The following is a 21037-nucleotide window of genomic DNA, read 5'->3' on the forward strand; positions in this document are numbered from 1 at the left end:
ACGGAAAGACCCCGTGGAGCTTTACTGTAGCCTGATATTGAATTTTGGTACAGCTTGTACAGGATAGGCGGGAGCCTTTGAAGCCGGAGCGCTAGCTTCGGTGGAGGCGCTGGTGGGATACCGCCCTGGCTGTATTGAAATTCTAACCTACGGGTCTTATCGACCCGGGAGACAGTGTCAGGTGGGCAGTTTGACTGGGGCGGTCGCCTCCTAAAAAGTAACGGAGGCGCCCAAAGGTTCCCTCAGAATGGTTGGAAATCATTCGTAGAGTGCAAAGGCATAAGGGAGCTTGACTGCGAGACCTACAAGTCGAGCAGGGACGAAAGTCGGGCTTAGTGATCCGGTGGTTCCGCATGGAAGGGCCATCGCTCAACGGATAAAAGCTACCCCGGGGATAACAGGCTTATCTCCCCCAAGAGTCCACATCGACGGGGAGGTTTGGCACCTCGATGTCGGCTCATCGCATCCTGGGGCTGTAGTCGGTCCCAAGGGTTGGGCTGTTCGCCCATTAAAGCGGTACGCGAGCTGGGTTCAGAACGTCGTGAGACAGTTCGGTCCCTATCCGTCGTGGGCGTAGGAAATTTGAGAGGAGCTGTCCTTAGTACGAGAGGACCGGGATGGACGCACCGCTGGTGTACCAGTTGTTCTGCCAAGGGCATAGCTGGGTAGCTATGTGCGGAAGGGATAAGTGCTGAAAGCATCTAAGCATGAAGCCCCCCTCAAGATGAGATTTCCCATAGCGTAAGCTAGTAAGATCCCTGAAAGATGATCAGGTTGATAGGTTCGAGGTGGAAGCATGGTGACATGTGGAGCTGACGAATACTAATAGATCGAGGACTTAACCATATAATATGAATACTGCATTGATGTTATCTAGTTTTGAGAGAATATAAAAAAACTTGTTGACTTCTTTTAGTGAATTAAGTATAATAATGATTGTCTCAAATGAATATAGTCTGGTAATGATGGCAGAGAGGTCACACCCGTTCCCATACCGAACACGGAAGTTAAGCTCTCTAGCGCCGATGGTAGTTGGGACTTTGTCCCTGTGAGAGTAGGACGTTGCCAGGCAAATGGAGGATTAGCTCAGCTGGGAGAGCACCTGCCTTACAAGCAGGGGGTCGGCGGTTCGATCCCGTCATCCTCCACCATATATATGCCGGCTTAGCTCAATTGGTAGAGCAACTGACTTGTAATCAGTAGGTTGGGGGTTCAAGTCCTCTAGCCGGCACCAGGATCATGGCGGCTGTGGCGAAGTGGTTAACGCATCGGATTGTGGCTCCGACACTCGTGGGTTCGATTCCCATCAGTCGCCCCATTTTAAAAAAATAATATGCGGGTGTGGCGGAATTGGCAGACGCACCAGACTTAGGATCTGGCGCCTTTGGCGTGGGGGTTCGACTCCCTTCACCCGCACTTTTAATTAAATAAGTCATATATGTCTTGCGGAAGTAGTTCAGTGGTAGAATACAACCTTGCCAAGGTTGGGGTCGCGGGTTCGAATCCCGTCTTCCGCTCCAATTTTCAATATGACATGCCGGGGTGGCGGAACAGGCAGACGCACAGGACTTAAAATCCTGCGGTGGGTGACCACCGTGCGGGTTCGACCCCCGCCCTCGGCACCATATGCGCCCGTAGCTCAATTGGATAGAGCGTTTGACTACGGATCAAAAGGTTAGGGGTTCGAGTCCTCTCGGGCGCGCTTATTAACGGGAAGTGGCTCAGCTTGGTAGAGCACCTGGTTTGGGACCAGGGGGTCGCAGGTTCGAATCCTGTCTTCCCGATATTATGGGGCCTTAGCTCAGCTGGGAGAGCGCCTGCCTTGCACGCAGGAGGTCAGCGGTTCGATCCCGCTAGGCTCCACTTATATCTATCTTTTATGGCGGTGTAGCTCAGCTGGCTAGAGCGTACGGTTCATACCCGTGAGGTCGGGGGTTCGATCCCCTCCGCCGCTACCATAAAGGACCTTTAGCTCAGCTGGTTAGAGCAGACGGCTCATAACCGTCCGGTCGTAGGTTCGAGTCCTACAAGGTCCACCACTCAAGTTTTATATATATGGAGGTATACCCAAGTCTGGCTGAAGGGATCGGTCTTGAAAACCGACAGGCGGCGAGAGTCGCGCGGGGGTTCGAATCCCTCTACCTCCTCCATTTTTTAAAAAAATATTATATCGTCGCGGGGTGGAGCAGTCTGGTAGCTCGTCGGGCTCATAACCCGAAGGTCGCAGGTTCAAATCCTGTCCCCGCAACCAATGGTCCCGTGGTGTAGTGGTTAACATGCCTGCCTGTCACGCAGGAGATCGCCGGTTCGACCCCGGTCGGGACCGCCATTTACATAAAGGCTCGGTAGCTCAGTCGGTAGAGCAGAGGACTGAAAATCCTCGTGTCGGCGGTTCGATTCCGTCCCGAGCCACCATTTTGAAATAAGCAAGCCGGCTTAGCTCAATTGGTAGAGCAACTGACTTGTAATCAGTAGGTTGGGGGTTCAAGTCCTCTAGCCGGCACCATTTCAAAATGAGCCATTAGCTCAGTTGGTAGAGCATCTGACTTTTAATCAGAGGGTCGAAGGTTCGAGTCCTTCATGGCTCACCATTTTTATGCGGGTGTAGTTTAGTGGTAAAACAAGAGCCTTCCAAGCTCTGGTCGAGAGTTCGATTCTCTTCACCCGCTTTTTATATGGGCCTATAGCTCAGCTGGTTAGAGCGCACGCCTGATAAGCGTGAGGTCGATGGTTCGAGTCCATTTAGGCCCACCATATTCCGCAGTAGCTCAGTGGTAGAGCTATCGGCTGTTAACCGATCGGTCGTAGGTTCGAGTCCTACCTGCGGAGCCATATATAGAGAAGTACCCAAGTGGCTCAAGGGGCTCCCCTGCTAAGGGAGTAGATCGCTTACGCGGTGCGAGGGTTCGAATCCCTTCTTCTCTGCCAGAAATTGGCCCGTTGGTCAAGTGGTTAAGACACCGCCCTTTCACGGCGGTAACACGGGTTCGAATCCCGTACGGGTCATACGAAAAGAGATAGCATGTGATGCTATCTCTTTTTTTGTTATTGAAATTCCTCCATTCTATAATTTGCTGATTTAGCAATTATTTGTAGTTCCCACATCAAAATTAAAATTCAAGCAATTATGAAACAATCACAAAATACATTAGTAATCTTTCCTAAAAAGTCTCCAAACAAATATTTGTTGAATTCTGGCACAGAATACACTTGAATGCTCCATGCAAGAAATATAATCTTTGTGTTGATATAGAGGAATGTTGGTTACCTCGTGTACCAATTTTAGGTGCGATTGCAAAGCCCCTTCTTACAACTGTATCAATGCAAGTGATCGTTCTTTTTTGACTTTTCCATTGTTGTTCATCCATTGCAATTACCTTTTTTCCTAACATACATAATCCAGTATTAATAAAGTGAAACTTCCGTCAGTGGGGGGCTTACTTCCTGTTAATGCGGAATAAGTAGGCATATGAGGACTGTTAAGTGTAATGTTAAAGTTTTGTGATTGTTTTTGGTTTGTTTATAATGTTTTTGATTGTTTTTGAATGTTTTTGATTGATTTTTGAAAGGGTTTTCGTTATGATGAGTGTAAGAAGGAGGTGGCGGCATGTTAACACCTGAGCGTCACCAAATTATTTTGGATTTGGTGAAAAATAAGGGAATTGTAAAGCTTCAAGAGTTAGTTGCTGCAACTAACTCTTCGGAATCGACGATTCGAAGAGATTTGATTTATTTAGAAGAGAAAAACTATATAAAGCGTGTTCATGGCGGAGCTTCACCGTTACAATCAAAAGGAAAAGAACCGAGCATGAATGAAAAATCCTTCAAAAATCTTCAAGAAAAAAAGCTGATTGGTCAATATGCAGCATCTCTTGTGGAAGACGGGCATTGTATTTATTTAGATGCGGGAAGTACGACGTTTGAAATGATTCCATTTTTGCAAGGAAAAGATATAACTGTCGTGACAAATGGACTTATGCATATTGAGGCATTATTTCAAGCCAATATTCGAGCTTATTTACTTGGCGGCATGATGAAAAGCAATACAAGAGCGTTAATTGGAAGCGCTGCCCTTGAAAGCTTACTTCGCTATCGGTTTGATTTTTGTTTTTTAGGGGCAAATGCTGTTCATCCTGTTTACGGTTATACAACGCCAGACCCTGAGGAAGCTTTGCTGAAGAAAACAGCTCTACAACTTGCTAACTCGTGTTATGTTCTGGCGGATGGCAGTAAATTTTCAGAGATATCATTTGCGAAAATTGAAGAGCTCGAAGCAGCAAATATTATTACAACTAATATTGGAGAAAACGAAGTAGCTCCTTATGCTAAAAAAACATTAATAAAGGTCGTGACAGTATGATTTACACTGTAACATTGAATCCTTCTGTAGATTATGTAGTGCAAGTAAATAATTTTGCACTACATTCGCTAAATCGTATGGAAAAAGAAGTGAAGTATCCAGGCGGAAAAGGAATTAATGTATCCCGTGTTCTAAAAAGAATTGATGTTACTTCAAAAGCGCTTGGATTCATAGGGGGATTTACTGGTCGCTTTATTCAAGAAAAATTAGAAGAAGAGGGTATTGCAACCGATTTTATTGAAGTAGATGGTGATTCGCGGATTAACATTAAATTAAAAACAGGACAAGAAACTGAAATAAATGGAAGAGGTCCTGTTATTTTAAGTGAACAATTAGGACGTTTAATACAGCAAATAGGCAATTTACAAGAAGGTGATGTTCTATTATTGGCAGGAAGTATTCCACCGTCTTTACCAGAATCGTTATATAAAGAAATCACAAAGGAATGCAGTGCGCGCGGCGTGAAAGTAGCTGTTGATGCGAGCGGAAAGGCATTGATTGATGTTGTAAAGCACCGTCCATTCTTTATAAAGCCAAACCATCACGAGTTAGGCGAACTATTTGGTGTAGAAATTCAAAGTATTCAAGATGCGGCATTATATGGTAAGAAGCTTCTTGAAATGGGCGCAGAGCATGTTGTTGTATCAATGGCTGGGGATGGTGCACTCTTTCTTGCGAAGGAGCATGCATATTTTGCTAATGTGCCGAAAGGGCAAGTTGTAAATTCTGTTGGAGCTGGTGATTCGCTTGTGGCCGGTTTTCTAGGAACATATGAAAAAACTGGAGATTTAAAAGAAGCATTTCGATTTGGCGTTGCTACTGGAAGCGCAACAGCATTTTCTTCTGATCTTGCTGAAAAAGAAAAAATTGAGGAACTATTGTTGCAAGTAGAAGTACAATCTTTATCCTACATTAACGGGCAGTAAGCCACCCATCTTAAGATTGAGAGCGAAGCGAAGAAGATAGGGGAAATGAAGAAAATCTTTACTGATGGAAGTTTCACTTTATAGGAGAGAAGGATCTATATGAAAATTACAGAATTACTAAAAAAAGACACAATTCTTCTACAATTACAAGCATCTTCTAAGCAAGAAACGATTGATGAAATGGTAAGTAAGCTTGCACAAGCAGGCCGATTACATGATGAGATTCAATTTAAAGAGGCAATTTTAACTCGTGAAGCACAAAGTACTACTGGCATTGGAGAAGGGATTGCAATTCCTCATGCAAAAACGGCTGCGGTTAAGACACCTGCTATTTGTTTTGCGAAATCAGATAGCGGTATAGACTATGAATCTCTCGATGGTCAACCAGCTCATTTATTCTTTATGATTGCAGCAAGTGAAGGAGCAAATAATGCTCATTTGGAAACTCTTTCTCGCTTATCTACATTACTTATGGATGCGGAATTTCGCGGGAAACTTATGAAAGCGCAAACAGAAGACGAGCTACTGCACCTTATTGATGCGAAAGAGAAAGAAGTTAATAAAGAGGAAAATAAAGAAGAAAATACTGTACAGTCAAGTTCAAAGGGGAAAATTTTAGCAGTTACTGCTTGTCCTACAGGAATTGCTCATACGTATATGGCAGCAGATGCTTTAAAGTCAAAAGCAAAGGAAATGGGTGTTGATATAAAAGTAGAAACAAATGGTTCTACAGGAGTAAAAAATGAATTGACTGCAGAAGAGATTCATGATGCAGTGGCAATTATTATTGCTGCAGATAAACAAGTTGAGATGGATCGTTTTAAAGGAAAGCATGTTATTGAGGTACCAGTTGCAGCTGGAATTCGTAAATCTGAGGAACTTATTAACCGTGCGCTTAAACAGGATGGACCTATCTATCAAGGAACAGGGGAAACTGTAAAGGGCGAAGTAAAAGAAAAACGCACAGGATTTTATAAGCATTTAATGAATGGTGTATCCAACATGCTTCCATTCGTTGTTGGTGGCGGGATTTTAATCGCACTGGCATTCGCTTTTGGCGGCATTCATGCAAAAGGGCCGATTGCTTCTACATTAATGGCAATTGGTGGCGGAAACGGAGCATTTTTCTTTATCGTTCCAGTATTAGCAGGATTTATTGCAAGTAGTATCGCAGATCGGCCTGGTTTTGCACCTGGTATGGTTGGAGGTTATTTAGCAGCACAAGCTGGGGCTGGATTTCTCGGTGGTTTAATCGCAGGATTTCTGGCAGGTTATGTGATCGTTCTCTTGAAAAAAGCTTTTCAAGTATTACCGGCACAACTTGAAGGAATTAAACCTGTTCTTTTGTATCCATTGTTTGGTATTATGATTACTGGTTTGATTATGATTCTTGTTGTAAATGATCCTGTAGTAGCAATGAATAAAGGCTTAACACATTGGTTAAATGGATTAAGCGGAGGAAATGCTATTTTATTAGGTATCATTCTTGGTGGTATGATGGCCGTGGATATGGGAGGGCCTATCAACAAAGCTGCCTTTACATTCGGATTAGCGGCAATTGCTGCACATAATTTCGGACCGCATGCTGCAGTTATGGCTGGCGGTATGGTTCCGCCGCTTGGAGTCGCATTAGCAACAACTTTCTTTAAAGGAAAATTTACAGAGGCAGAGCGCAAATCTGGTATTACAAATTATATTATGGGTCTTTCTTTTATTACAGAGGGTGCTATTCCATTTGCAGCAGCTGATCCATTACGTGTAATTGTAAGCTGTGTTATAGGGTCTGCGATTGCAGGTGCTCTGACTATGGGGTTTCATATTACTCTTCCTGCACCGCACGGTGGCTTGTTCGTTATCCCTCTTGTGAATAAACCGATACTTTATTTATTAGCTATCGTAATAGGAGCAGTTGTAACAGCAGTTATGCTTGGGATTTGGAAAAAGCCTGTAAATAAATAAGAAAAGCGGTCAATTTTTGACCGCTTTTTTTACATTGTTAAAAAAAAGAATGTGCCTAAAAAATATCGAAATGTTGTTTTTAGAGTTCTTTCTTCATAGTACGGATAAGAATCCTTATTTTTCTTTTTATCAAGCATACTTAACAAATATGAAGGAAAACAGTATGTGAATTTAGAATATGTATATGGTAGATTGAAATGGATTCCGCATGTACCGTTATAACGTCATCCTATCTGTGAAAAAGTTCACAAATAGGCCATAAATTGTGAATGTATTCACAAAGAAACGTGCTACAATATGTGTGTAAGGAAGTTAAACAATATAAAATCAGTATTTTAATTATTTACTTAAATGACAATGATAATAATGAAATGAAAGATAGAGAGGGGATTTTACCATGAAAAAAGGTATTAATCGCGTAGTATTAGTAGGAACAGGAGCTGTAGGTTGCAGCTATGCATATTCTATGATTAACCAAGGTGTAGCTGAAGAGTTTATTCTTGTTGACGTAAACGAAGCAAAAGCAGAAGGGGAAGCAATGGATTTAAGCCATGCTGTTCCATTTGCTCCAGCTCCAACAAAAGTTTGGAAAGGTAGTTATGCAGATTGTAAAGATGCAGATCTTGTTGTTATTACTGCTGGATTGCCACAAAAGCCAGGTGAAACTCGCTTAGATCTAGTTGAGAAGAATACAAAAATCTTTAAACAAATCGTTCGCGGCATCATGGATAGCGGATTTGATGGTATCTTCTTAATCGCAACTAACCCAGTTGATATTTTAACTTATGTAACTTGGAAAGAATCTGGATTACCAAAAGAACGTGTAATTGGTTCTGGTACAACTTTAGACTCTGCTCGTTTCCGTTACATGTTAGGTGAATATTTAGATGTGGATCCACGTAACGTTCACGCATATATTATTGGTGAGCATGGTGACACAGAGCTTCCAGTATGGAGCCATACAACTGTTGGTGTACAAAAACTAGAAACAATCTTAGCAAACAGTGAAAAATACAATCAAAGCGATTTAGATGAAATCTTTGTGAATGTACGCGATGCTGCTTATCATATTATTCAGCGTAAAGGTGCAACTTACTATGGTATCGGTATGTCACTACTACGTGTAACTAAAGCGATTTTAAACAACGAAAACAGCGTATTGACAGTATCTGCATACCTTGAAGGACAATACGGACAACAAGACGTTTACGTAGGTGTTCCAGCAGTTATCAACCGTCAAGGTATTCGAGAAGTTGTAGAGCTTGAATTGAATGCAGATGAAGAATTGAAATTTGATCATTCTGTAAAAGTGCTAAAAGAAACTATGGCACCAGTACTATAATCCAAATTGTATAAAACCCTTTCCGGCAGCCCCCCCCTGTATAGCCCCTTTTGCCGGAAAGGTTTTTTTTATGTTTTACTTTAAGTAGACAGTAATAACAGAATAACTGTAAACTCCTCTTCTTTTTAATTTAAAAAATTATTCTAAAATAAAACGCTTACAATGAATATTCGTCAAAATTCGATATTTTCAGCTAAAATTTATAGAATTACCATGAATTTCCGCGGAAAAAACGTATATTTTTTTGGAAAATCGCAAGGATATTTCTATTTGCCGAAGAATAGTAATAACATATTTAAAATTCTGTCATCTTGTGAGGTGAACATAGTGATTGTAACAAATTGTAACGAGGAAAACATGCTATTGTTTCATAAAGAGCAATTTTACGATAGCTACGAAATACTGGGTGCTCATCTAACGAAGGAAGATGGGGTGCAAGGAACACGTTTTTCCGTATGGGCTCCTCATGCACAAGCTGTAAGTATTGTAGGAGATTTTAATGAATGGAATAATCAAATTCATAAAATGGTGCGAGTGACAGAGGATGGGATTTGGTCTTTATTCATACCAAATGTAGCTCAGCTGGAATTGTACAAATATGCAATTGAAGCTTCAAACGGTCGTACAATTTTAAAAGCTGATCCATATGCAATATATGCTGAAGTGAGACCAAATACGGCATCCGTTGTTTATGATATAAAGGGATACAAATGGAAAGATCAAAAGTGGTTTCAAAAAAAGAAACGAAAACCAATTTATAATGAACCGTTAGCAATTTATGAGCTTCACTTTGGTTCGTGGAAAAAGAAAGAAGATGAGTCTTTTTACTCTTACAGGGAAATGGCAGATGAGCTTATTCCGTATATAGTAGAACATCAATTTACTCATATCGAAATTATGCCGCTTGTTGAACACCCCTATGATCGTTCGTGGGGATATCAAGGGACTGGATATTATGCACCGACAAGTAGATACGGAACACCGCAGGATTTTATGTATTTTGTCGATGAATGTCACAAATATGGGATCGGTGTCATTTTAGATTGGGTACCAGGGCATTTTTGTAAAGATGCTCATGGACTTTACTTGTTTGATGGAGAACCAACGTATGAATATAGAGATCTTGATGTACAAGAAAACCGTGTATGGGGAACGGTTAATTTTGATTTAGGAAAACAAGAAGTACGAAATTTTCTCATTTCGAATGCCCTGTTTTGGATGAAGTATTATCATATCGACGGTTTTCGCGTTGATGCAGTTGCTAACATGCTATATTGGGAGCGAAATGGGGGGCAGGAAAGTAATGAACATGCCGTATTATTCCTGCAACAGCTGAATGAAGCAGTATTTGCGGAAGATCCAACTTTCTTAATGACTGCGGAAGATTCAACAGCATGGCCGCTCGTAACTGCACCGACATATGAAGGTGGACTTGGTTTTAATTATAAATGGAATATGGGCTGGATGAATGACATTTTAAAATATATGGAATGTGCGCCGGAGTATCGGAAATATATTCATGATAAAGTAACATTTTCACTGCTTTATGCGTATTCTGAGAATTTTATTTTACCGTTATCACATGATGAAGTTGTGCACGGGAAAAAGTCGCTATTAAATAAAATGCCGGGTGATTATTGGTCCAAGTTTGCTCAGCTTCGTTTATTGTATGGCTATTTATTTACACATCCAGGTAAGAAGTTGCTCTTTATGGGCGGGGAGTTTGGGCAATATGATGAATGGAAAGACCTTGAAGATTTAGATTGGGGCCTACATGATTTTGAAATGCATAATCGTATGCATGATTATTTTAAGGAGCTCATAGCATTGTATAAGCGATCTAAGCCGCTTTGGCAGCTTGACCATACAGATAAGGGCTTTCAGTGGATTGATGCGGATAACCGTGAGCAAAGTATTTTTTCGTTTATTCGCCAAGGAGAGAGAGAAGAGGATGTTCTCGTTATCGTTTGTAACTTTACAAATGCTGTGTATGAAAATTATAAAGTTGGCGTACCAGCATTTCGCTATTATAACGAAATTTTAAATAGTGATAGTTCTGCATACGGCGGTTCGGGACAAATCAATAAGAAGCGATTAAAAGCGGTTATGGAACCTTATCATAATCAGCTTGCTCATGTCGAAATGACAATACCACCATTTGGAATTTCAATTTTACGGCCAGTGAAAACACGAAAGGGGAGTAGTAAACAAGATGGTACAAAAGCAGACGTGCGTAGCAATGTTATTAGCAGGGGGAAAAGGTAGTCGTTTAAGCGCCTTGACAAAAAATTTAGCCAAGCCAGCTGTTCCATTTGGCGGTAAGTATCGCATTATTGATTTTACATTAAGTAACTGTGCGAATTCTGGTATTGAAACAGTGGGGATTTTAACACAATATCAGCCATTAGAATTACATAGTTATATCGGTATTGGAGATGCGTGGGATTTAGACCGTGTAAATGGAGGTGTTACGGTACTTCCTCCTTATGCAGAGTCTTCTGGGGTGAAGTGGTATAAAGGAACGGCAAGTGCCATTTATCAAAATTTGAATTATTTAAAGCAGTATGATCCGGAATATGTTCTCATTTTATCCGGCGATCATATTTATAAGATGGATTATGCAAAAATGCTTGATCATCACATGGAACGAGAAGCAGATGTCTCTATTTCTGTTATTGAAGTACCGTGGGATGAAGCGAGCCGCTTTGGCATTATGAATACGAATGAAGCGATGGAAATTGTTGAGTTTGAAGAAAAACCGCAGTTTCCAAAAAGCAATCTAGCTTCAATGGGCATTTATATTTTTAATTGGGCTATTTTAAAAGAGTATTTAGAAATGGATGCAAGAAATCCAGAGTCTAGTAATGATTTTGGAAAAGATGTGATCCCTCTTTTATTGGATGAAGGTAAAAAGCTTGTTGCGTATCCATTTAGCGGGTATTGGAAAGACGTTGGAACAGTGAAGAGCTTATGGGAAGCAAATATGGATTTGCTTCGCGAAGATTCATCGCTCAATTTGTATGATCGTGATTGGCGAATTTGTTCTGTTAACCCGAACCAGCCGCCTCAATATATTGCACCGTCAGCAAAAGTGGAAGAATCGTTAATTAATGAAGGTTGTGTTGTAGAAGGTGATGTGCAGCATTCTGTATTGTTTCAAGGGGTAACTGTAGAGGAAGGCAGCAAGATTGTAGATTCAGTTATTATGCCAGATGCCAGAATTGGGAAGAATGTTGTGATTGAGCGTGCCATTGTTGGACCAGGAATGGTTATTGAAGATGGAACAATCATTCGTCCAGAAAGAAACATTGAAGACGTTGTATTAATTGCAGAGGAAAATTAAATGAAGTAAAACTAAAGATTAGCAAGGGGAGCTTAATCTTTTCACACATAGTTAGTAGAAATAGTCGAAGCTTTGATGGATAGTGATTCTATTCCTATCTTCTTTGATTTTATGGAAGATTACGATGATAATTTTACTGCCTGATAGAGCGCAACGAAAAGGGGATGAGATGAGTGAGAGAATCAATGTTAGGAATTATTAATGCAACAGAGAGTTTTCCATCACTACAGCAAGTAACAAATCATCGATCATTAGCGGTATTGCCATTTGGTGGACGTTACCGTTTAATTGATTTTATGCTTTCGAATATGGTAAATTCTCATATTCATAGTGTAGCCATTTTCACAAGTCATAAAAATCGTTCGCTCATGGATCATCTCGGTTCTGGGAAACAGTGGGATTTAGATCGGAAACGCGATGGCTTATTTTTATTTCCTCCAAATTGCCAATGCGATCAAGATGAGTTTGGTTCATTTGCTCATTTTAGCAGACATATTGATTACTTTTTACGTAGTAAAGAGCAATATGTTGTGATTACAAACAGTCATGTTGTAACAGCACTTGATTTCCAAGCTGTATTAGACCGTCACTTATACACAGGGGCAGATATTACCGAAGTATGTCACCAAGGTAAGTCACTTCAGACATATGTATTAAAGAAGGAGTTATTATTACAGTTATTTGAGACGTATCAAGACATGGGCTATTATAGCTTACTTGATGTTGTAAAAGAAAAACGAAACACATCATTCCATATTGAAAGTTATGAACATACTGGCTATGTGGCGGTAATAGATTCAATTGAAAGTTACTATAAACATAGTTTGGAAATGCTGCAGCCGCATATTTGGAAGCAAGTGTTTAAGAAAGAAGCGCCGATTTTTACGAAAGTAAAGGATGAGCCGCCAACAAGGTACGGAAAAGACGCGAGTGTACATAATGCGATGATTGCGAATGGCAGCATTATTGAGGGAGAAATAGAAAATAGCGTTGTCTTTCGTTCTGTAAAGATTGGAAAAGGTTCGATTGTTCGTAACAGTATTATTATGCAAAAGAGCCAAATTGGAGAGAATTGTATACTAGATGGTGTAATTATTGATAAGGATGTAAAAGTTGAAGATGGAACGACGTTAACAGGCGGAGCGCGTTCTCCATTTGTTGTAGAGAAAGGAAAAATACAAAGCAGTAATATGACGATTTACTAAGATGTATATTTGAAAATTGAGAGGAGGAATCTGCATGCATAGCATAGGTAAGCATAGCTTGCCTATGCTTGTTGCTGCAGAGACACAATCGCAGTGAATATTTTATTTGCAGTATCAGAATGTGTACCATTTATTAAATCGGGTGGATTAGCAGATGTAGCCGGAGCACTTCCAAAGGCATTACAAAAACTTGGGATGAACGTGCGCGTTATGCTTCCATATTATAGTTTAATTCCAGAGCATGTACGAAAAGAATGTGTGCTTCATAAAGTGATTACGGTCCAGCTTGGCTGGCGTAATCAATATTGCGGTATTTTGAAGATGGAGCATGAAGGGATTACGTATTACTTTATCGACAATGAGTATTATTTTAAACGTGATTCACTCTATGGTCATTATGATGATGGCGAACGTTTTTCGTTCTTCTCAAAGGCTGTATTAGAATGTATTCCGCATTTAGATTTTGAAGTGGATGTTCTGCATTGCCACGACTGGCATACAGCGATGGCGAATTTTTTATTGCGAGAAAAATATCGTGATCAGCCATTATATGAAAAGATAAAGACAGTTTTTACGATTCATAACTTGCAGTTTCAAGGCGTGTTTCCTCGCATCGTTATGGATGACTTATTGGAGCTTGGTGGTGAGTATTTTCATAGTGAACAGCTTGAATTTTACGGAAACATCAACTTCATGAAAGGTGGAATTATCGCTTCTGATATGATTACAGCGGTAAGTCCGACATATAAAGAAGAAATTCAATATTCATTTTTCGGAGAGAAGTTAGATGGTTTATTGCGTAAATATAACGATAAACTCGTTGGGATTGTAAATGGAATTGACGATAGTATGTACAATCCGAAGAATGATAAAACGATAGCGGCAACCTATGATGCGAATTCACTTCATAAAAAAAGAGATAATAAACGTGCATTGCAGCGTTATTTTGGATTGCCGGAAAAAGAAGATGCACCTATTGTTGCGATGGTTACACGTTTAACGCAGCAAAAAGGATTAGATTTAGTGCGTCATGTTTTTCATGAAATGATGCAAGAAGATGTGCAGTTTATCGTACTTGGATCGGGTGATAAAGAATATGAACAGTTTTTTGAACACATGGCATATGAATACCCAGATAAGGTGAAAGTGTATATCGGATTTCATGAAGAGCTGGCACATCAAGTGTATGCCGGCGCAGACTTGTTTCTAATGCCATCTTTATTTGAGCCATGCGGCCTTGGACAGTTAATTGCCCTTGCATACGGAGCAATTCCAATTGTGCGGGAAACAGGCGGCTTAAATGATACTGTTCAATCGTACAATGAAGCTACAAATGAAGGAAATGGTTTTAGTTTTACGAACTTCAATGCTCACGATATGCTGCATACGGTGCAGCGTGCATTGTACTATTATCATGACAAACAGGTATGGCAATCCCTTGTGAAACGTGCGATGACAGAGGATTATAGCTGGAAGCAGTCCGCGCGTAAATATAAGGAGCTATATGAAAGTTTGGTTGATCCAAATGAGGAATCGCAATCTACTGAGGAACAAAAAGAGATCGATCATAAGCAACCGATTCTTTCTGTTAACCGTCAGTAGGAAAGCATAATTGATATATGTTTCACTGAACGGATCGCATGTATGAGGGATTCGAGAGGTAAAACAGACCGTAAGAGCCTGATTGGAAGGGTTATCCAGCAGTGAAAAATCACTGCTGGAAGTTTCACTTTGGAAGAGGTGAGGGAAATGTTCTCGAATACAGAAAGTTTTAAAGCCGCTTTTTTAGAAAAGTTAGAAACGATGTATGGCAAAAGTTTTAAAGATTCGACTGTGCAAGATCAATATAATACGCTCGGGCATATGGTGCGTGAGTATATTAGTCAGCGCTGGATTGGGACGAATGAACGGTACCGAACAGACAATCAAAAGCAAATGTATTACTTATCGATTGAGTTTTTATTAGGGCGTTTATTAGGAAGTAATATATTAAATTTGGGAATACGTGATGTATGCGAGAGAGGATTAGAAGAGCTTGGGATTTACTTGCAAGATCTTGAAGAAATTGAAGCGGATGCTGGACTTGGAAATGGCGGTCTTGGTCGTTTGGCGGCCTGTTTTCTTGATTCTCTTGCTTCATTAAATTTGCCAGGACACGGCTGCGGCATTCGCTATAAGCACGGTTTGTTTGATCAAAAAATTGTGGATGGTTATCAAATCGAGCTGCCGGAGCAATGGCTGCGTCATGGGAATGTTTGGGAAGTAAGAAGGCATGATCAAGCTGTGGAAGTTAGTTTTTGGGGACAAGTTGATACATTTCAGTCAAATGATCGTCTTGAATTTCGACATATAAATTCGGAGACAATTATGGCTGTGCCGTATGATGTACCTGTTGTTGGATATCAGACGAATACTGTGAATACACTGCGCCTGTGGAGTGCAGAGCCTGTTCCATTTCCTCCAAACTGCAAGGACGTATTGAAATATAAACGGGAAACGGAAGCAGTATCGGAGTTTTTATATCCAGATGATACGCATGATGAAGGAAAAATCCTTCGTTTGAAACAGCAATATTTTCTTGTGTCTGCTAGCTTACAAAATATCATTCGATTGCATCGTGAACGAAATGGCACGCTGCGCAATCTGCATGAGAAAATTGCTATTCATATTAATGATACGCACCCTGTCCTAGCAATTCCGGAATTAATGCGCATTTTGCTTGATGAAGAAAAGATGAGCTGGGAGGATGCGTGGTACATTACGACACATACGATTTCTTATACAAATCATACAACCTTATCTGAAGCGTTAGAAAAGTGGCCGATTCATATTTTTGAGCCACTATTACCACGTATTTATATGATTGTCCAAGAAATTAATGAGCGTTTTTGTCGTGATTTATGGGAGCGGTATTCGTATGAGTGGGATCGTATTGAAAATATGGCAATTATCGCTCATGGGCTTGTGAAGATGGCGCATTTAGCGATTGTTGGCAGTCATAGTGTAAACGGTGTTGCTAACATTCATACGGAAATATTAAAGCAGCGAGAAATGCGATTGTTTTATGAGTTTTATCCAGAGAAGTTCAATAATAAGACGAATGGAATTACCCATCGACGCTGGTTATTAAAAGCAAATCCGCAGCTGTCGAAATTAATTTGTGAAACAATTGGCACAGATTGGATGAAGGAGCCAGATCAGCTGCAAGTCTTAGGAAATTATAAGCATGATGCAGCATTTCAAGATGTGCTTCACAATGTAAAACAAGTACGGAAAGAATTGTTAATGAAGCGAATTGAAAAGCAAACGGGCATTGTTGTTGATCCGTATTCTATTTTTGATGTGCAAGTAAAGCGGCTGCATGCATACAAGCGGCAATTATTAAATGTGCTGCATATTTTATATTTGTACAATCGTTTAAAAGAAGATTCTAGTTTTTCTTTTTATCCGCGCACATTTATTTTTGGTGCAAAGGCATCGCCGGGTTATTATTATGCCAAAAAGATTATTAAACTTATAAATGAATTAGCACGAAAAGTGAATGATGATCCGTATGTAAATCAATATATGAAAGTTATTTTTCTAGAAAACTATCGAGTTTCGCTTGCTGAGGATATTTTTCCAGCGGCAGATGTGAGTGAACAAATTTCAACCGCAAGTAAAGAAGCATCAGGAACTGGAAATATGAAATTTATGATGAATGGTGCGGTAACGGTTGGTACGCTAGATGGTGCTAACGTTGAAATAAAAGAAGCTGTTGGAAATGATGCTATTTTTATTTTTGGTTTAACTGCAGAGGAAGTACTGCATTATTATCAAAATGGTGGATATTATGCCAGCGATTATTATCATCATGATATACGCATTCAAAAAGTTGTCAATCAGCTGACAAATGGCTTTTTTGAGGATGCCGGTGATGAGTTTGAAGCAATTTTCGATTCCCTTCTTATTCAAAATGATGAATATTTTGTTCTTCGGGATTTTGCACCGTATGCAGATGTGCAAGAAAGAGTTGGAAGAACATATGAAAATCGAAAAAAATGGCTTGAAATGAGTACTGTTAATATTGCAAAATCTGGTCATTTCGCAAGTGACCGAACAATCTTACAGTACAGCCGTGAAATTTGGAGGATCGCAGAAGGCATGCGAGCGCGGTAAAAGAAGGTAGAGTTTCCTCTAAATAGTTTCGAGGTTATTAAAGGAAAACGAAAAAAACGACTTGGAAACATTCCAAGTCGTTTTACTTTGTAACAGAAGTAGGGTAGAACTGTGTATATAATATACCGTGTCCACCGTATTCTGCTGTAGCAAAGTACGAAAATGTAAAGAAACCTGTAAAAACAACAAGCATAACTAGAAAGAATGTAGCGATAGCTTTTACCATGTTAGGTCACCTTATCAAAAAATTATTCCTTTATTATTATAGAATATTATAATAATATTTCCAATCTATTCCTTTTAAAAGAGAGCGGCAATTGACGTTTTATATGTTGTAATGTGATGGTTTTTTGTAATTGAGTTCATATTTTTCGTAAAGGTCATACTGCGATGGATATGGGAATATTCCAATTCATTTTCTTCAAATTTTACTTTACGAGGGGGAAGAAGTGGGACAACATCAAATAAATTTACGAAACGAAAACTGTTGGCCACTTGCATCTTATAATAATTTCGAAAGGCAATATCTCCGACTTTCGGGGAGGCGAAATTGTAGAGAGTATAATGAGAGAATGAAGTGTTTACACGGGCATCTAGTATGTGCAGGGTAGCAAGAGCTCCTCCTAAACTATGTCCAGTAACGAAAAGTGCTTTATGAGAAGGTAAGGAAACGAGGGTGTCCATTATTGTGTCTCGGCATGATTCATAAATAGAAAGAAAGCCACTATGAACATTGCCGCTATTTGCAGTAAATGGATATGGTTTTTGTTGGACCATCGAATCGGCCATCCAATCACGGTCGGATTGCGTCCCGCGAAAGGCTACAATAATTTGATCCTCTGATTCTAAAATAAATCCAAACCATGTTGTTGTTTGAATGGCTTTTGCTTGAAAGCCTTGTATATATTGAAAACCTTCGGGAATGGAGAAAATGCCGTTTTGCTTATATTGCTCATATGTTAATTCGCAGCATGTAGCTAACAATACAGCGGTATCCTTATGAAAGGATACAGAAGTTAGCATAGAAAAATCCTCCTCATGAAAATATAATTTTATATAAATGCAAATTGAAAAAACGATGTAAAAACCCTTTTTTTAGATGGGCGAGAGCATCTGGCCATGCATAGAAGCGGTCAAACCCTTTTCTGTGCCACGTGCCATACGAAAACAAAGAGAGCAAGCGAGTGCAGGTCACTTTTTGCTCTGCATGGCAGTGACTTACATGTTGAAAAATCAAAATGGATTTATATAAATATATGAGGAGGATATATGTTTCATTCTTTTACAAGATTACTCGTCGCCATCAAGAATGCGTCCGAGTCCACCGAGAATACTGCCTTCTCCAGAACTTTTTGCTCCTGGGCCAGTAATGCGTTGTGCTAAGCGGCTTAATGTTAAGGATTGAACCCAGACTGTTCCCGGTCCTTGTAATGTTGCGAAGAATAGGCCTTCGCCGCCAAAGATAGCACTTTTTACATTACCAACAAATTGAATATCGTAGTCAACATCTTGTGTCATAGCAACAAGACAACCTGTATCAATTCGTAATCGTTCTCCTGGTTTTAACTCACGTTTATAAACCGTTCCGCCGGCATGCATGAAAGCAAGGCCGTCACCTTCAAGTTTTTGCATAATAAATCCTTCGCCGCCGAAGAATCCACTGCCAAGTTTTTTTGTAAATTCAATGCCGACAGAAACACCTTTTGCAGCACATAGAAAGGAATCCTTTTGACAGATTACCTTTCCTTGATATTCGGTTAAATCAACAGGAATAATTTTTCCTGGGTATGGAGCGGCAAATGAGACATGACGTTTTTCGTATCCTGTATTTGTAAATACAGTCATAAACAAGCTTTCACCTGTAACAAGGCGTTTCCCAGCGCCGACAAGCTTGCCGAAAAATCCACCTGTTTGTGCGGAACCGTCACCAAATACTGTTTCCATTTCAATATTGTCTTCCATCATCATCATAGCACCGGCTTCAGCAACTACGCTTTCTTGCGGATCTAATTCAATTTCAACAAATTGCATATCATCGCCGTATAATTTGTATTCGATTTCATGTGCTTTCATGGTTTCACCTCAAGTATAAATATGTATATCCATATATCCCGCACTAACGGGCAGTAAAGGTTTGGGAAGATCAGGGAAGAAAACTGCCCGTAAGAGCCCGATTGGTTCAACTAACCATCGGAGAAAAGGCACTCCGATGGAAGTTTCACTTTATATTGTACCAAACTTTTTTGAATAGAAAATACAAGTTTTGTTAATTTTCAAAAAAAGTATTTTTGTTTTGTTTGACGTTTTATTTCGGGCATGATATAGTAAAAGAACTATTGAGCTGCATAATGTGGTACGGAAATAAAGCGTGTTTATTTCAAAGCATTAGCTTGTGAGGAAATCATGGTGTTTATCTCGACCTTTGTATGTAGTTTCCAATAGATAGATTTCTTTTTTATTTAGGAGGTACATGCAATGCAAACAGGAAAAGTAAAATGGTTTAACGGCGAAAAAGGTTTCGGTTTCATCGAAGTTGAAGGTGGCGAAGATGTATTCGTACATTTCTCTGCGATTCAAGGCGAAGGCTTCAAAACTTTAGAAGAAGGTCAAGAAGTTTCTTTCGAAATCGTTGAAGGTAACCGCGGACCTCAAGCTGCTAACGTTACTAAAAAGTAATGAAAACAATAAGAAACATTCCTGAATAAGGAATGTTTCTTTTTTTCGCTCTAAAGGGCAGTAAAGGCTAGGGAAGACGCCCGTAAGAGCCCGATTGGTTCAACTAACCATCGAAGAGAAAGGCACTCCGATGGAAGTTTCACTTTATGGCCTTGAACTTGATTCGTCTGAAGAAAGTTCTCTTTTAAAAGTTCGTTCTTCGTAGTCATCTAACATTTGTTCATATTCTTCATGTTCTTCTGTAGCGTATACTTGTACGTTTTTCCCATATATATCTGTTCCGATGAAGTTTTCAAAGTCTTCAACATATCCTTGCGGTTCCTCTGCATCCACATACATTTCATTAAAATTTTTAGAGTCGCGGCGCTCCAAATCAGCAGGAGTTTCGGATGTTCCGTATAAAGCAACATCTTGCCAAGCATCTTCAGCATCATATCCAACGGCACTGTCCATGTCATATTTACCAAAAGGAGGCTCGATTAGCTCTTCCTCAATAGGACGTGCGCCAAGAATCAGCTTATTATGTGTATGTTCGATACAAGTTGTTGCAGTTGGCATTGCTTCTAAACGTTCAAGTGGAATTGGTTCACCTGATACTTCGCAAATCCCGTATGTGCCAGCTTCTATTTTTTCCAGAGCATGTTTTACATCTGTAAGTTGTTTATGCCAAAATTCGACTAATCCTAAGTCTTTTTCACGTTCATACAATTCCGTTCCCATGTCTCCGGGATGATTATCATACGCAGAGAGTTCGCCAACTGAATCACGTTCCGAAGCTTGCCCCCGATGTTCATGATTTTGCAGCGTTTGTTCAAGTTCTTGTTTTTGCTTTTGTAGTACAGATTGAAAATGATCCATTTGTTGTGGAGTTAGCATAAAATCCACCTTCCTACAATTCGGTTTCTTTAAGTAGTATGAACTCAATTGCAGGAATTATGAAAAATAATACGTCAATATATCGGCAGTTCAACATAATATAGAGCGAAACTCCTGTCAGCAGGGGACTTACTGTAGGTTTAAAATGAAGTCGCGACATAAAAAATTGCGAAGTTTTTCTCCTTTACATAT

At 39.9% G+C, this 21037-nt stretch carries 14 protein-coding genes, 22 tRNA genes and 2 rRNA genes (1 of these 38 running past the window's edge); 34 read left to right on the top strand and 4 right to left on the bottom strand.

Features of this window, described 5'->3' with window-relative positions:
- The 33 genes from AB1279_RS03050 to AB1279_RS03210 form a co-directional block, all read left to right on the top strand.
- Positions 1-846: ribosomal RNA gene (locus tag AB1279_RS03050) — 23S ribosomal RNA — on the top strand; it begins 2076 nt to the left of the window's first position.
- A gap of 109 nt (positions 847-955) precedes the next feature.
- Positions 956-1071, top strand: a 5S ribosomal RNA gene (gene rrf, locus AB1279_RS03055).
- Positions 1072-1075: 4 nt separating this feature from the next.
- Positions 1076-1151 (top strand) — tRNA-Val (locus tag AB1279_RS03060).
- A gap of 7 nt (positions 1152-1158) precedes the next feature.
- Positions 1159-1234 (top strand) — tRNA-Thr (locus AB1279_RS03065).
- Between the two features lie 8 nt (positions 1235-1242).
- A tRNA-His gene (locus AB1279_RS03070) sits at positions 1243-1318 on the top strand.
- A gap of 17 nt (positions 1319-1335) precedes the next feature.
- Positions 1336-1416 (top strand) — tRNA-Leu (locus AB1279_RS03075).
- A 29-nt stretch (positions 1417-1445) separates the two neighbouring features.
- Positions 1446-1520 (top strand) — tRNA-Gly (locus AB1279_RS03080).
- 16 nt (positions 1521-1536) lie between these two features.
- A tRNA-Leu gene (locus AB1279_RS03085) sits at positions 1537-1625 on the top strand.
- A gap of 3 nt (positions 1626-1628) precedes the next feature.
- A tRNA-Arg gene (locus AB1279_RS03090) sits at positions 1629-1702 on the top strand.
- Between the two features lie 8 nt (positions 1703-1710).
- Positions 1711-1784, top strand: a tRNA-Pro gene (locus tag AB1279_RS03095).
- 6 nt (positions 1785-1790) lie between these two features.
- Positions 1791-1863: transfer RNA gene (locus tag AB1279_RS03100), tRNA-Ala, on the top strand.
- An 18-nt stretch (positions 1864-1881) separates the two neighbouring features.
- A tRNA-Met gene (locus AB1279_RS03105) sits at positions 1882-1958 on the top strand.
- Between the two features lie 4 nt (positions 1959-1962).
- A tRNA-Ile gene (locus tag AB1279_RS03110) sits at positions 1963-2039 on the top strand.
- Positions 2040-2057: 18 nt separating this feature from the next.
- Positions 2058-2150 (top strand) — tRNA-Ser (locus AB1279_RS03115).
- Positions 2151-2174: 24 nt separating this feature from the next.
- Positions 2175-2251, top strand: a tRNA-Met gene (locus tag AB1279_RS03120).
- 2 nt (positions 2252-2253) lie between these two features.
- Positions 2254-2329 (top strand) — tRNA-Asp (locus AB1279_RS03125).
- A gap of 10 nt (positions 2330-2339) precedes the next feature.
- Positions 2340-2415 (top strand) — tRNA-Phe (locus tag AB1279_RS03130).
- Positions 2416-2430: 15 nt separating this feature from the next.
- Positions 2431-2506, top strand: a tRNA-Thr gene (locus tag AB1279_RS03135).
- Positions 2507-2515: 9 nt separating this feature from the next.
- A tRNA-Lys gene (locus AB1279_RS03140) sits at positions 2516-2591 on the top strand.
- Positions 2592-2598: 7 nt separating this feature from the next.
- Positions 2599-2669 (top strand) — tRNA-Gly (locus AB1279_RS03145).
- Positions 2670-2677: 8 nt separating this feature from the next.
- Positions 2678-2754 (top strand) — tRNA-Ile (locus AB1279_RS03150).
- 3 nt (positions 2755-2757) lie between these two features.
- Positions 2758-2832: transfer RNA gene (locus AB1279_RS03155), tRNA-Asn, on the top strand.
- 5 nt (positions 2833-2837) lie between these two features.
- Positions 2838-2928 (top strand) — tRNA-Ser (locus tag AB1279_RS03160).
- Positions 2929-2934: 6 nt separating this feature from the next.
- A tRNA-Glu gene (locus AB1279_RS03165) sits at positions 2935-3006 on the top strand.
- A gap of 601 nt (positions 3007-3607) precedes the next feature.
- Positions 3608-4360, top strand: coding sequence for a DeoR/GlpR family DNA-binding transcription regulator (locus AB1279_RS03170; RefSeq protein ID WP_429753332.1), 753 nt, complete (start codon positions 3608-3610; stop codon positions 4358-4360).
- On the top strand, positions 4357-5286 hold the full coding sequence (gene pfkB, locus AB1279_RS03175; RefSeq protein WP_429757787.1) for a 1-phosphofructokinase: 930 nt from the start codon (positions 4357-4359) through the stop codon (positions 5284-5286). Before AB1279_RS03170 ends, pfkB begins: the two co-directional genes overlap by 4 nt.
- Positions 5287-5385: 99 nt before the next feature.
- A complete protein-coding gene (locus AB1279_RS03180) occupies positions 5386-7245 on the top strand; it encodes a PTS fructose transporter subunit IIABC (protein WP_429757788.1) in 1860 nt (619 codons plus the stop codon).
- A gap of 397 nt (positions 7246-7642) precedes the next feature.
- The gene (locus tag AB1279_RS03185) at positions 7643-8587 is read left to right on the top strand and encodes an L-lactate dehydrogenase (protein WP_429757789.1); all 945 of its coding nucleotides are present in this window, start codon (positions 7643-7645) and stop codon (positions 8585-8587) included.
- 327 nt (positions 8588-8914) lie between these two features.
- Positions 8915-10852 (top strand): 1,4-alpha-glucan branching protein GlgB, encoded by a 1938-nt coding sequence (gene glgB / locus AB1279_RS03190; RefSeq protein ID WP_429757790.1) that lies wholly within the window; start codon positions 8915-8917, stop codon positions 10850-10852.
- Positions 10800-11930: a glucose-1-phosphate adenylyltransferase gene (locus tag AB1279_RS03195; RefSeq protein ID WP_429753337.1), complete on the top strand. Its 1131-nt coding sequence runs from the start codon at positions 10800-10802 to the stop codon at positions 11928-11930. Before glgB ends, AB1279_RS03195 begins: the two co-directional genes overlap by 53 nt.
- 173 nt (positions 11931-12103) lie before the next feature.
- Complete coding sequence (locus tag AB1279_RS03200; protein ID WP_429757791.1) at positions 12104-13135, top strand: sugar phosphate nucleotidyltransferase; 1032 nt, start codon at positions 12104-12106, stop codon at positions 13133-13135.
- A gap of 93 nt (positions 13136-13228) precedes the next feature.
- A complete protein-coding gene (glgA, locus tag AB1279_RS03205; protein WP_429757792.1) occupies positions 13229-14737 on the top strand; it encodes a glycogen synthase GlgA in 1509 nt (502 codons plus the stop codon).
- 147 nt (positions 14738-14884) lie between these two features.
- Complete coding sequence (locus tag AB1279_RS03210) at positions 14885-17293, top strand: glycogen/starch/alpha-glucan phosphorylase (RefSeq protein WP_429757793.1); 2409 nt, start codon at positions 14885-14887, stop codon at positions 17291-17293.
- An 82-nt stretch (positions 17294-17375) separates the two neighbouring features.
- Here the strand turns inward: AB1279_RS03210 and AB1279_RS03215 are convergent, their stop codons facing one another.
- The 3 genes from AB1279_RS03215 to AB1279_RS03225 all read right to left on the bottom strand — a co-directional run bounded on the left by AB1279_RS03215 (position 17376) and on the right by AB1279_RS03225 (position 19366).
- Entirely contained in the window at positions 17376-17519 is a 144-nt protein-coding gene (locus tag AB1279_RS03215; RefSeq protein WP_336484253.1) for a hypothetical protein, read from the bottom strand.
- Between the two features lie 74 nt (positions 17520-17593).
- Entirely contained in the window at positions 17594-18316 is a 723-nt protein-coding gene (locus tag AB1279_RS03220; protein WP_429757794.1) for a lipase family protein, read from the bottom strand.
- Positions 18317-18583: 267 nt separating this feature from the next.
- Complete coding sequence (locus AB1279_RS03225; protein WP_429753341.1) at positions 18584-19366, bottom strand: TIGR00266 family protein; 783 nt, start codon at positions 19364-19366, stop codon at positions 18584-18586.
- Positions 19367-19768: 402 nt separating this feature from the next.
- On the opposite strand from AB1279_RS03225, the gene cspD reads away from it, so the two are divergent.
- Entirely contained in the window at positions 19769-19969 is a 201-nt protein-coding gene (gene cspD, locus AB1279_RS03230; RefSeq protein ID WP_035432508.1) for a cold-shock protein CspD, read from the top strand.
- Positions 19970-20113: 144 nt separating this feature from the next.
- Here the strand turns inward: cspD and AB1279_RS03235 are convergent, their stop codons facing one another.
- Positions 20114-20845, bottom strand: a complete 732-nt coding sequence (locus tag AB1279_RS03235; RefSeq protein WP_429757795.1) for a yteA family sporulation protein — start codon at positions 20843-20845, stop codon at positions 20114-20116.
- Between the last annotated feature and the right edge of the window lie 192 nt (positions 20846-21037).

Source organism: Bacillus sp. S14(2024), assembly GCF_050473785.1.
In the GTDB taxonomy this organism is placed as follows: Bacteria; Bacillota; Bacilli; order Bacillales; family Bacillaceae_G; genus Bacillus_A; species Bacillus_A yunxiaonensis.

Coding starts and splice junctions, on each gene's coding strand:
- AB1279_RS03170 (WP_429753332.1), top strand. CDS start 3,608: ATGTTAACACCTGAGCGTCACCAAATTATTTTGGATTTGGTGAAAAAT.
- pfkB (WP_429757787.1), top strand. CDS start 4,357: ATGATTTACACTGTAACATTGAATCCTTCTGTAGATTATGTAGTGCAA.
- AB1279_RS03180 (WP_429757788.1), top strand. CDS start 5,386: ATGAAAATTACAGAATTACTAAAAAAAGACACAATTCTTCTACAATTA.
- AB1279_RS03185 (WP_429757789.1), top strand. CDS start 7,643: ATGAAAAAAGGTATTAATCGCGTAGTATTAGTAGGAACAGGAGCTGTA.
- AB1279_RS03195 (WP_429753337.1), top strand. CDS start 10,800: ATGGTACAAAAGCAGACGTGCGTAGCAATGTTATTAGCAGGGGGAAAA.
- AB1279_RS03210 (WP_429757793.1), top strand. CDS start 14,885: ATGTTCTCGAATACAGAAAGTTTTAAAGCCGCTTTTTTAGAAAAGTTA.
- AB1279_RS03215 (WP_336484253.1), bottom strand. CDS start 17,519: ATGGTAAAAGCTATCGCTACATTCTTTCTAGTTATGCTTGTTGTTTTT.
- AB1279_RS03220 (WP_429757794.1), bottom strand. CDS start 18,316: ATGCTAACTTCTGTATCCTTTCATAAGGATACCGCTGTATTGTTAGCT.
- AB1279_RS03225 (WP_429753341.1), bottom strand. CDS start 19,366: ATGAAAGCACATGAAATCGAATACAAATTATACGGCGATGATATGCAA.
- cspD (WP_035432508.1), top strand. CDS start 19,769: ATGCAAACAGGAAAAGTAAAATGGTTTAACGGCGAAAAAGGTTTCGGT.
- AB1279_RS03235 (WP_429757795.1), bottom strand. CDS start 20,845: ATGCTAACTCCACAACAAATGGATCATTTTCAATCTGTACTACAAAAG.